General features: G+C 68.8%; 10 protein-coding genes. 6 read left to right on the forward strand and 4 right to left on the reverse strand.

The window, feature by feature from the left end; translation table 11 throughout:
• Window positions 1-61: 61 nt before the first annotated feature.
• Window positions 62-1,249, reverse strand: coding sequence for an AraC family transcriptional regulator ligand-binding domain-containing protein (locus AB0I82_RS05400; protein ID WP_363255734.1), 1,188 nt, complete (start codon window positions 1,247-1,249; stop codon window positions 62-64).
• A gap of 88 nt (window positions 1,250-1,337) precedes the next feature.
• On the opposite strand from AB0I82_RS05400, the gene AB0I82_RS05405 reads away from it, so the two are divergent.
• Window positions 1,338-2,306 carry an alpha/beta hydrolase gene (locus AB0I82_RS05405; protein WP_363255735.1) on the forward strand — a complete coding sequence of 323 codons (969 nt, stop codon included), beginning with the start codon at window positions 1,338-1,340 and terminating at the stop codon, window positions 2,304-2,306.
• Window positions 2,299-3,894, forward strand: coding sequence for an NAD(P)/FAD-dependent oxidoreductase (locus AB0I82_RS05410; RefSeq protein WP_363255736.1), 1,596 nt, complete (start codon window positions 2,299-2,301; stop codon window positions 3,892-3,894). The genes AB0I82_RS05405 and AB0I82_RS05410 overlap by 8 nt, the downstream gene beginning before the upstream one ends.
• Here the strand turns inward: AB0I82_RS05410 and AB0I82_RS05415 are convergent.
• The gene (locus tag AB0I82_RS05415; protein WP_363255737.1) at window positions 3,891-4,586 is read right to left on the reverse strand and encodes a GntR family transcriptional regulator; all 696 of its coding nucleotides are present in this window, start codon (window positions 4,584-4,586) and stop codon (window positions 3,891-3,893) included. The genes AB0I82_RS05410 and AB0I82_RS05415 overlap by 4 nt on opposite strands.
• A 161-nt stretch (window positions 4,587-4,747) precedes the next feature.
• Between AB0I82_RS05415 and AB0I82_RS05420 the strand changes: the two genes are divergently transcribed.
• The 4 genes from AB0I82_RS05420 to AB0I82_RS05435 all read left to right on the forward strand — a co-directional run bounded on the left by AB0I82_RS05420 (window position 4,748) and on the right by AB0I82_RS05435 (window position 8,780).
• On the forward strand, window positions 4,748-6,076 hold the full coding sequence (locus AB0I82_RS05420; RefSeq protein ID WP_363255738.1) for an MFS transporter: 1,329 nt from the start codon (window positions 4,748-4,750) through the stop codon (window positions 6,074-6,076).
• An 11-nt stretch (window positions 6,077-6,087) separates the two neighbouring features.
• Window positions 6,088-7,281 carry a GAF domain-containing protein gene (locus AB0I82_RS05425; protein ID WP_363255739.1) on the forward strand — a complete coding sequence of 398 codons (1,194 nt, stop codon included), beginning with the start codon at window positions 6,088-6,090 and terminating at the stop codon, window positions 7,279-7,281.
• 30 nt (window positions 7,282-7,311) lie between these two features.
• Window positions 7,312-8,217 (forward strand): polysaccharide deacetylase, encoded by a 906-nt coding sequence (locus AB0I82_RS05430; RefSeq protein WP_363255740.1) that lies wholly within the window; start codon window positions 7,312-7,314, stop codon window positions 8,215-8,217.
• An 89-nt stretch (window positions 8,218-8,306) separates the two neighbouring features.
• Window positions 8,307-8,780: a carboxymuconolactone decarboxylase family protein gene (locus AB0I82_RS05435; protein WP_363255741.1), complete on the forward strand. Its 474-nt coding sequence runs from the start codon at window positions 8,307-8,309 to the stop codon at window positions 8,778-8,780.
• A 72-nt stretch (window positions 8,781-8,852) separates the two neighbouring features.
• Here AB0I82_RS05435 and AB0I82_RS05440 read toward each other — a convergent pair whose 3' ends face one another.
• A complete protein-coding gene (locus AB0I82_RS05440; protein ID WP_363255742.1) occupies window positions 8,853-9,710 on the reverse strand; it encodes a GNAT family N-acetyltransferase in 858 nt (285 codons plus the stop codon).
• Between the two features lie 56 nt (window positions 9,711-9,766).
• A complete protein-coding gene (locus AB0I82_RS05445) occupies window positions 9,767-10,714 on the reverse strand; it encodes a squalene/phytoene synthase family protein (protein ID WP_363255743.1) in 948 nt (315 codons plus the stop codon).
• Window positions 10,715-10,740 lie beyond the last annotated feature (26 nt).

Here is a 10,740-nt window from a genome sequence, read left to right on the forward strand (position 1 = left end):
CTGATGGAGCGACAGGAGCTTATACGTGATGTGAAGGATTAGTGAAGGGCTGGTGATGATCTCAGCGGGCGGTTGCCCCGCCCTGCCACCGGCGCCGCGCCCGGAGGAAGCTCGACCAGTCCTGGTAGCCGAGCAGCCGGGCGATCTCGTACCGCGGGATCGAGGGGTCGCGCAGCAGGTTCTCGGCGACGCCACGGCGCACCTCGTCGAGGATCGCCCGGAAGGTCGTCCCCTCGTTCGCCAGGTGTCGCCGCAGGGTCCGCGGGGCGTAGTGCAACCGCTCGGCGACGCCCTCAAGGCTGATGTCGAGCGAGTCCAGGCCGCGCAGATGGGCGCGGACCTGGGCCGAGACGCCGGTGCAGTGCAGCCGTTCGGTCCGGATCCGCTCACACTGCTCGATCATGACCAGCGCGGTGTGTGCGTTCGCCATCGGCGGCACTTGATCGAGGTACCGCTCATCGAAGACCAACTCGGCACGGGGCTGCCCGAAGCGCACCGGAACCTGGAAATGGTCCTGGTAAACGGGTGGCCGCCGGGCCTCATCGCTCTCGAACGGCAGCCTGACCTCGCGCAGCGGGACCCGGTTCGGCCCCGGGAAGACCTCGCGTTGGATCTGCACGATGGCGGCGACATCCCGCTCGACGACGAAGCGCCGGATGTCCCCGGGCACATCGTCGGCCTCCATCCCGAGGACGTACTCCCCCGGCTCCCTGATCTGCGCCGTCATCGTCGAAAAGGCGAAGGTGAGCAGCGCGTACCGCAGGCCGTACCGGATCGTCTCCCGCACCGACGAGCACGCCGCGAGCAGATAACCGAAGTAGCCGTACGCCGTCAGGTGGTAGAGCCGGCCGAGCTCGATGCCCAGTCCCGGACGGTGGTCGAAGGCGTCGAGCAGGTTGCGGATCACCGCGATCTCCTGCTGTGCTGCCAACAGTTCATCGGGATCGGCGAGGCTCCGCGGGGTGATGCGGGACCCCCGCAACAGGGCGCCGACATCGACTCCTTGCCGAGCGGCCCACTCACACAGGATCGCGACGCCGACCATCGTGCGCGGGTGATCCCATGGATCCCGCGTGGTCGCGATGACCCGGGACGCCGCCTGGGATGACGCGTCAGCCGCGGATCTCTCGGTCACTTTGGCCAGTCTCGCCAACGGGAGATCCGGCGTCAATCGGGCCGTACCGCTTCGGTGGCCGGAACGGCCGAGTTGTGGCCTCCCGTGCTCTGCCGGTGCGCGGAACCCGTCCATACCGTGGACTGCCAGGGAGCGTCACCCGCGTCACCAGCCGGTATCACGAGCCGGTATCCCAAGTCGGCACCACAGGAGAGAAGGCGGCATGCCCCTAGACCCCGCATCCCAGGCCCTGCTCGCCCACTTGGCCGAGGCCGAGGGCCCGGCGATCCACGAGTCGACGCCGGCCATCGCCCGGATGAGCGGGCTGATCCTCGCCGGCCTGAGCGGACCGGGCCCGCAGGTCGGATCGGTACAAAATCTCAAACTCCAGGGCCGGGACGGGCAGTTCAGGACCCGAATACTCAAGCCCGAGGGCGAGCCGAAGGCGATCGTCGTGTACTACCACGGCGGCGGCTGGGTGCTCGGTGACATCGACCTGCAGTACGACCACCTGGGCCGGCAGCTGGCGAACACAACGCAGTCGACAGTGGTACTCATCAATTACCGCAAGGCCCCCGAGCACCCCTTCCCGACCGCAATCGAAGACAGCTACGCCGGTCTGTGCTGGGTGGCCGAACATGCCGCGGAGCTGGCGCCCGAGGGTGTTCCGCTGATCGTCGCCGGGGACAGCGTCGGCGGCAACATCAGCGCGGTGATGACGCTGTGGGCGCGCGACAAGGCGGGCCCGAAAATCGACTACCAGGTCCTCGTCTATCCCGTGACCGACTGCGACCTCAACACGCCCTCCTACCTCGCACCCGAGAACCAACTGCTGCTCAGCCGGGACACCATGATCTGGTTTTGGAGCCACTACCTCGCGGACGAGGCAGCGCGCAAGAACCCTGACGCGTCCCCACTACGCGCCGAAAGCCACGCGGGGCTGCCCCCGGCCCTGGTCTACGTCGCCGAGTACGACCCACTGCACGACGAAGGCGTCGCGTATGCGAAGGCGCTGGAGGCCGCCGGGGTAACGGTCACACTCGAAGAGGCCAAGGGGCAGATGCACGCGTACTTCCAGATGGCGAACCTCCTGCCCGGCCAGGAAGCGGGGATGGGACTCGTCGCGGACCACATCAACGACTTCATCGCCTCGTACGAGCCGTACGACAAGGAGGGCGTACTCCATGTCTGACCACTCTGACCACGACGTGATCATCATCGGAGCCGGGTTCGCGGGCATGTACCAACTGCACCGGCTGCGCCAACTCGGCTACGACACACGGGTCATAGAAGCCGGCGAGGACGTCGGCGGCACCTGGTACTGGAACCGTTACCCGGGTGCCCGCTGCGACATCGAGTCGATCGAGTACTCGTACTCCTTCGATCCGGAGCTGGAGCAGGACTGGAACTGGAGCGAGCGGTACGCCGCGCAACCGGAACTGCTCTCGTACGCCCAGCATGTCGCGCATCGCTACGATCTGCGCAAGCACATCACCTTCAACTGCCGCGTCGAGGAAATGACTTGGAGCGATGACGCGCGCCGCTGGACAGTGACCACCGACGACGGCACGTCGCGCACAGCGCAGTACGTGATCGCGGCCACCGGCTGCCTTTCGGTACCGTCCCGGCCGCAGTTCGAGGGGCTGGCGGACTTCAAAGGAGAGGTGTACTGGACGTCCCGCTGGCCGCACGAGGGCGTCGACCTGTCCGGCAAGCGCCTCGCCGTCATCGGCACCGGCTCCTCCGGACTGCAGACGATCACCGCGATCGCGCCGGTCGTCGACGCACTCACGGTCTTCCAGCGCACGCCGAGCTACGCCGTACCGGCACACAACGGCCCCATCGGCGAGCGGCTGGCCGACGCGAAAACGCGCTACCACGAAATCCGGGAGGCCAGCCGGATGACGCGTACCGGATTCCAGTGCAACAGCGGTATGCGGTCCCTGACGGAGACCGAGGCCGAGGAGGTGCGGCGCGAGTTCGACGCGCGCTGGGCCGACGGCGGCCTGTGCTTTCCCAGCGCTTTCAAGGACATCCTCAGGGACATGAAGGCCAATGACGCCGCCGCCGAGTACGTACGCGGCCGGATCCGGGAAAGGGTCAAGGACCCGGAGCTGGCGGAGAAGCTGTCGCCGCGTACGTATCCGATCGCCAGCAAGCGGATGTGCGTCGACACCGGATACTTCGAGGTCTACAACCAGGACAATGTGTCGCTGGTCGACATCAACGAGCAGCCGATCAGGCGCATCACCGAGCGCGGCATCACCGCGGGCGACACCCCGCACGAATTCGATGTGATCATCCTCGCCACGGGCTTCGACGCGATGACCGGCGCGCTGAACGCCATCGACATCCGGAGCGGCGACGACCGCTCCCTGCGGGAGAAGTGGGCCCACGGTCCGCGCACGTACCTCGGCCTGATGTCGGCCGGCTTCCCGAACCTGTTCATGGTCACCGGCCCGCAGAGCCCGTCGGTGCTGTCCAACATGATGACCTCGATCGAGTACCACGTCGACTGGATCACCCGCGCGCTGGAGTACCTCCGCGAGCACGGCCTGAGCCGCATGGAGCCGGCACTCGACGCCGAGGACAACTGGGTGAACACCACCAACGACCTCGCGGCCCTCACCGTAATGCCACAGGCCGCGTCCTGGTACATGGGCGCCAACATCCCCGGAAAACAACGCGTGTTCATGCCGTTCGCGGGCGGCGTCGGCACGTACAAACTGATCGGCGACGGGGTGGCGGTGGCGCACTACCACGGGTTCGAGCTGTCCTAAGAGGCGCGGTCGCCGGGCCCGCCGTCGTCCCCGAACAGCATCCGCAGTGCCACATCCCGGTAGTGCCGTACATGGCTCAATGCGGCGGCGGCCGCACCCTCGGCGTCGCGTGCCGCGATGGTCTCGTGGAGTCGGCGATGCTCCTCCCACAGCGTGCCCGGCTCGTCGATCTGCTGGAAGAGCCAGCGCAGCCGGCCCTCAAGGGGCTCCACGGTGGTGGCGAGGAGCTCGTTGTCGGCGAGTTCCATGATCTGGTGGTGGAACGCGGCGTTGGCGCGCGAGATGCGTTCCGGCTTGCCGGAGAGGGTGGCACGGCGGGCGTTCTCCAGCAGTCGGGCCAGGGCTGCGAGCCCGGTGGCGTCGGCACGCTCGGCGGCTCGTCGGACGGCAAGGACCTCCAGCGCCTCGCGCAGGTCGAAGAGGTTCTCCACGTCCTTGCGGTCGTGGCTCTTGACGACGATGCGGCGCGGCGAGGCGGCGATGAGGAAGCCCTCGCCGAGCAGGATGCGGATCGCCTCGCGCACGGGCACCCGGGAGACGCCGAATTCCTCGGCCAGATCGCGTTCGACGAGCCGGTCTCCCGGTGCCAGGCGTCCGGTGATGATGCGGTCGCGCAGGTCCTCGCAGACCTGGTCGCGCAACCACGCCGTTCCGGCGAGAGACGCGGCGGGCTGCGGTGTGTTCCGGCTCATGTGTCCCCTCCACGAAGACCCGATTACGGTATACCAAACCCTTGACGGCCCTCCGCGGCGTCCCCATTATTTGGTATGCCATAGCGCGGAACGCCGAGGTCGTGCGCATGGCGAATCTACCTGAACTGCTGTACCCCGCCATGCCGAATCGAGGGTCCACCATGAGTTCACCCGCGGCCGGACAGGCCGCCGTTTCCCCCGGCAGAGACACCGGCGAAGGCCGGCCCACCCGGGTCCGCTGGAAGATGTTTCTGCTGCTCCTCGCAGTCGTCGCACTCAACTACATCGACCGTGGTTCGGTCTCGGTGGCCCTCCCCCTCATCACCGAGGACCTGAAGCTGAGCAAGGAGACCACCGGTTTCGTGCTGAGCGCGTTCTTCTGGACATACGCGCTGATGCAGATCCCCGGCGGCTGGCTCATCGACCGGTTCGGCCCGCGCGTCATGGCCTCCGGCGCCTGCGTCGGCTGGGGCATCGCCCAGGCCGTCACCGCGGCCTCCACCGGGGCCGGTTCGCTGCTCGGCTACCGGCTGCTGCTCGGCGCCGTCGAGGCCCCGGTGATGCCGGCCGGCGGCAAGCTCAACGCCCAGTGGCTGCCCGCCAAGGAGCGCGGCCGCGGCGCCGTGCTCCTGGACGGCGGCGCACCGCTCGGCGCGGCCCTCGGCGGTATCATCATCTCCGGCCTCATCGCCTGGACCGGCAGCTGGCGGACCAGTTTCGTCATCGCGGGCGTCGCCACCGTGGTCGTGGGCCTCCTCGCTTACTGGTACGTCCGCAACACCCCGCGCGACCACCCCGGCGTCAACGAGGCGGAGGCCGCGTACATCGAGCGCGCACACGCCGAGGAGGACGCCGAGGCGCCCGGCAGCGACGAGCGCACCGGTCTGCGCCCCTACCTCAAGCACCGCTCCTTCTGGGCGATGTGCCTGGGCTGGATGGGCTTCAACGGCGTCTTCTACGGCCTGCTCACCTGGGGCCCGCTCTACCTCTCGGAGTCCAAGGGCTTCGACATCAAGACCATCGGCTGGTCGACCCTGGCCATCTTCGGCTCGGGCTTCGTCGGCGAACTCCTCGGCGGCTGGCTCGCCGACCACTGGCGTTCCAGGGGCGCGGGCGCCAACAAGGTGATGCGTACGCTCATGGGGGTCGCCGGGGCCGCGGTCGTCGCCGGACTGCTCGGTGTGGTGCTCGTCCCCGACGCGCTGACCGCCGTACTCCTGCTGTCCGGCGTGCTGTTCTTCCTCCGCTGGGCGGGTCTCTTCTGGTCACTGCCGTCCATCCTCGGCGGGCGCGCCAACGCCGGTGTCGTGGGCGGTGCGATGAACCTCGCCGGGAACATCGCGGGCATCGTCACCCCCATCGTCGTCGGCTTCATCGTCGGCGGCACCGGCTCCTACACCTGGGCGCTCCTCTACTTCGTCGGCGCCGGAATCCTCTTCACCGCCGCGTCCCTCGTCCTCGACTACAGCAGGAGGCTGGCCGTCCGATGAGTACGGAACGCATGAGCACGGTACGCATCGGAATGCTCACCCCGTCCTCCAACACCTGCCTGGAGCCGGTCACTTACGATCTGCTGCACGGCAGCGGCGCGGCCACCGCGCACTTCGCGCGCGTCCCCGTCACCCGGATCGCCCTCGACTCGGGCTCCGACGCCCAGTTCGATCCCGCGCCCATGCTCGCCGCGGCCCGGCAGCTCGCCGACGCGCGCGTCGATGTCATCGCCTGGAACGGCACCTCCGGCTCCTGGCTCGGCGTCGACCGCGACCGCGCGCTGTGCGAGGCGATCACCGCGGAGACCGGCGTCCCCGCCACCACCTCCACACTCGCGCTGCTGGACGCCTGTGCCGCGTACGGTGTGACCCGCCTCGGGCTCGCCCTGCCGTACACGGCGGATGTCGCCGAGCGGATCGTGCAGACGTACGCCAAGGAAGGCATCGCCTGCACGCTCGCCGAACCACTCGGCATCAGCGAGAACGAGGCCTTCGCCCGCGTCCCGGAGCCCGAGGTCGCCCGGCAGATCGAGGCCGCGGCCCCGGACGCGCACGCCGTCGCCGTCGTCTGCACCAATGTGTACGGGGCCAGGCCTGCCGCCGATCTCGAACCCGCCCTGGGCATCCCGGTGTTCGACTCGGTCGCCGCCACTCTGTGGCAGGCGCTCGACCTGGCGGGCGCCCACCCGGCGCTGCCCGGCCACGGCGACCTGCTGCGCTCCGGCAGCCTGCGCGCCCGCTTCCAGGAAGCCCTCACCGAGCTGCTCGCGGCCACCGGCGCCGATCGCACCACCTTCCGGGTGGATCTGCCCGCGCACGGACTGCATGTGGACCTCACCGCGGGCGAGGCGCTGGGCGAGGGCATCCGGTCCATCCGCCGCGACGCCTCCCTCGACCAGCGCCGCCTCAACACCGTGCAGTGGCTGGAGCGCCATCGCGCGCCGCTGGTCCAGCCGCACTTCCGGGCCGACCCGCATCCGCCGCAGGCGCTCATCGACGTGTACGGGGTCAATGCCCAGCTGCTGGCGCCCGTGGAGCGCGACGGCGCGATGGCCGGCTGGATCTCCGTACACAGCATGGCCGAACGCGACTGGACCGACGGCGACACCGCGGCCGTGGCCGACGCCGTCGCCCGCATACAGACCGCCCTCGACCGTATGCAGTCCGCCCCCGACTGTATGCAGACCACCCGCGACGCCCACTGACCCACTGCTCGAACGGACGAAAGACGACTCATGACCAAGGACATCAAGATCGCACTCGGCGTGGACGTGGACGCCGTCGCCGGCTGGCTCGGCTCCTACGGGGGCGAGGACTCCCCGAACGACATCCAGCGCGGCGTCTTCGCCGGTGAGATCGGCACCCCGCGCCTGCTCAAGCTCTTCGAGCGCTACGGCATCCGCACCTCCTGGTTCATTCCTGGGCACTCCATCGAGACCTTCCCCAAGCAGACCGAGATGGTCGTCGCGGCGGGCCACGAGGTCGGCGCGCACGGCTACTCGCACGAGAACCCCATCGCGATGACGCCGCAGCAGGAGGAGGACGTCCTCGCCAAGAGCGTCGAGCTCATCGAGTCGTGGACCGGCCGCAAGCCGCGCGGCTACGTCGCCCCGTGGTGGGAGATGTCCGCCCACACCGCGGCCCTGCTCCACAAGTACGGCTTCTCCTACGACCACTCCCAGAACTACCGGGACTTCACCCCCTTCTACGCCCGCGTTGGCGACAGCTGGACGAAGATCGACTACACCGCGGACGCCAAGGACTGGATGAAGCCGCTCGTCCACGGTCACGAGGTGGATCTCGTGGAGTTCTGCGGCAACTGGTACGTCGACGATCTGCCGCCCATGATGTTCAACAAGCACTCCCACAACAGCCACGGCTACGTCAGCCCGCGCGCCCTGGAACAGGACTGGAGAGACCAGTTCGACTGGGTGCACCGAGAGCTGGACTACGCCGTCATACCCGTCACCCTGCACCCCGACGTCAGCGGCCGCCCCCAGGTCCTGCTGATGCTGGAACGCTTCATCGAATACGTCTCAGGGCACGAGGGCGTCAGCTTCTGCACCCTGGAGGACGCGGCCGACGACTTCCGCCGCCGCTTCCCCTTCGAGAGCAGCGAACGCCCGGCCGACATGCGGTGAGACGCACGTCACGTCCGCCCATGTCACATCCCGCCGAGGCGAGCCGTCCAAGAGGTGAACCAGTCACACCGACAGCACAGGAGTCCACCATGGATGCTCGGTTGAACCTCATGGCCAGCCCGATCGCGGGCAAGGCCCTGAAGCACTTCGTCGCCGCGGGCAAGGCGCTCGCCGAGTCGTCGCTGCCGCTCGCGACGCAGCACCTGATGATGCTGCGTGCCAGCCAGATCAACGGCTGTGCCGGCTGCATCGACATGCACACCAAGGACGCCGCTGCCGCCGGGGAGACCTCGGTACGCATCAACCTGGTCGCGGCCTGGCGGGAGGCCACGGTCTTCACCGACGCGGAGCGCGCCGCGCTGGAGCTGACGGAGGAGGGCACCCGCATCGCCGACGCGGCCGGCGGGGTCTCGGACGAGGTCTGGGCGAACGCCGCCAAGTACTACGACGAGGAGCAGCTGGCCGCCCTGGTGTGCAGCATCGCCATCATCAACGCCTTCAACCGCGCGAATGTCATCACCCAGCAGCCCGCCGGCAACTACCAGGTCGGTCAGTTCGACTGACGAAGAAACAGCAGCGTACGTCCCGGGCCCCGCTCGCCGGAGCCCGGGACGCCGCTCCGTTCTCCTCGGCGCTCATTCAGCGGGTTCGGCGATGAGCGCCGTGCCGATGCGGCGGAAGCCGAGTCGGGCGTAGATTCGCGCGACGTCCTCGTCACCCGCCGACAGAAAGACGGTGTCCGCGCCCCGCGACCGGGCGTCGGACACCAGCGTCGCGGTCACCGCAAGCCCGAGCCCACGACGCCGAGCCGCGGGGAGCGTCCCGACCCCAACGATTTCACTCACTCCCGCGAGCGGTTGGTGCTGGCCCGCGGACAGCACCGCCTCCTGCTCGACAGCCGCGGCGACCACCGTCAGCCCCGCGCGAATACGCACCCTCGCACGGTCGACCGACCCATCGCGGACACAGGCCTCGGCCGCCTCCGCCAATTGCGGCGTTCCCGCGAGCCCGACGCGCGTTCCCGGCTCGGCGAAGGCGAGATGAGGAACGGCCAGGGCACTGGCCAGCACGGGATCGTCCGCATCCACTGTCCGCACCGATATACCGTCGCTGCCGCTGCCGCTGACATTGCCGTTGCCGTCGCCGTCGCCGGAATCGAGCACCATCAGCGGGTGTTCATGGACCACGAGTCCCGACTCCTCGACCGCCGCACGCAGCGCGGGCGTGGTCTCGGCGACCCATTCAAAACTCTCCGGAATCCCCAACTCCCGCTGGCGGGCGCGCACCTTGCGCACGTCGCTGACATCCGGCCGTGCGGAAGACCCACGTGCGGGACGTGCGTAGAACGGCCACCCCTGGCCCTCCCGTACGAACAGGGTGAGCGGCCCGTAATCCTCGACGCGGGCGCCATGGCGTGGCACCGCGTCGTAGTACTCCTCGATCCGGTCCAGCAATGCCCGCTCACGGTGCTCGTCAAAATCGGCAGAAGTCACGCCGGGCATCCAAGCAACAGAACACCAGCACACGCCACTCCATTTTGCCTCTGAGATCAGGCCACGATGCGTTCGGCGTCTGCCGCGTTGCCTGCAGACGGTCGGGGCTGCGGCGCCGGCCGTCCGGTACCGCGCGGGCGGCGGGCCCTGGCCAGTAGGCGCAGGCAGGTCAGTGGGTTGTCGCGGGCCGGTCGGCGGGTGACGGCCGGGCCCATGGTCACCACCGTTTGCAGACGCTGGTGGTGCAGGTCCAGTACGAAGCGCATCAACGGGCCGTACTCATCGGGGAGTTCGTCCAGGAGGCGGGACGCCTCGCGGAGTGTGGCGTGGGCCTTGTCGGCGGCTTCGGAGAGCAGCGTTCGGACGCCGGGGACGTTGCGCCCCGCGGCGAGGTCGGCGCGGTCGACACCGTGCTGCGCGAGTGCGTCGAGGGGCAGGTAGAGGCGCCCGTCCCGCAGGTCCTCGGCCAGGTCCGTCAGGATGTCGGTGCGCTGGCCCGCGTCGGCGACCAGTCGGCAGCTCTGCGCGAATTCGGGGCTGCCGCCGCCCTGCTGGGCCAGTCCCGTCGTGATCATGAGGAAGGGCCAGGTGAGCTGGTCCACGTACGCCTGGTAGTCGGCCTCCGTGGCGAACCCCGGGAAGTCCAGGTCGATGCGCGCGCCGTCCAGGTAGGACTCGATCCAGTGGCGGGGCAGGTCACGCAGTGATGATGTGTACAGGAATGCGCGCAGGAGGGGGTGCCGGGCGGTACCGGAATCCAACGCTGCCCGGATCTGGCGTGCCCAGGCGTCGAAGCGCCGCATCCTCTCCGACACCGTGCCGTGGTCACAGAGGTCGTCGGTGAACGAGGCGAACGCATAACCGGCCAGCACATGGGGTTGGAAGTGCGCAGGTGTCAGCAGCCGCACCGCCGCGTACCCGGCCGGCTCCCTGCGTTGCATGAACTGCGCGACCTTCACATAGTCGGCGCGTGCTTCACTCCCCCGCACCTCAGCCGCGTCCATACAACGTCGCCACACTCGCACGCAAA

It is taken from the genome of Streptomyces sp. NPDC050315 (genome assembly GCF_040655775.1).
Taxonomy (GTDB): domain Bacteria; phylum Actinomycetota; class Actinomycetes; order Streptomycetales; family Streptomycetaceae; genus Streptomyces.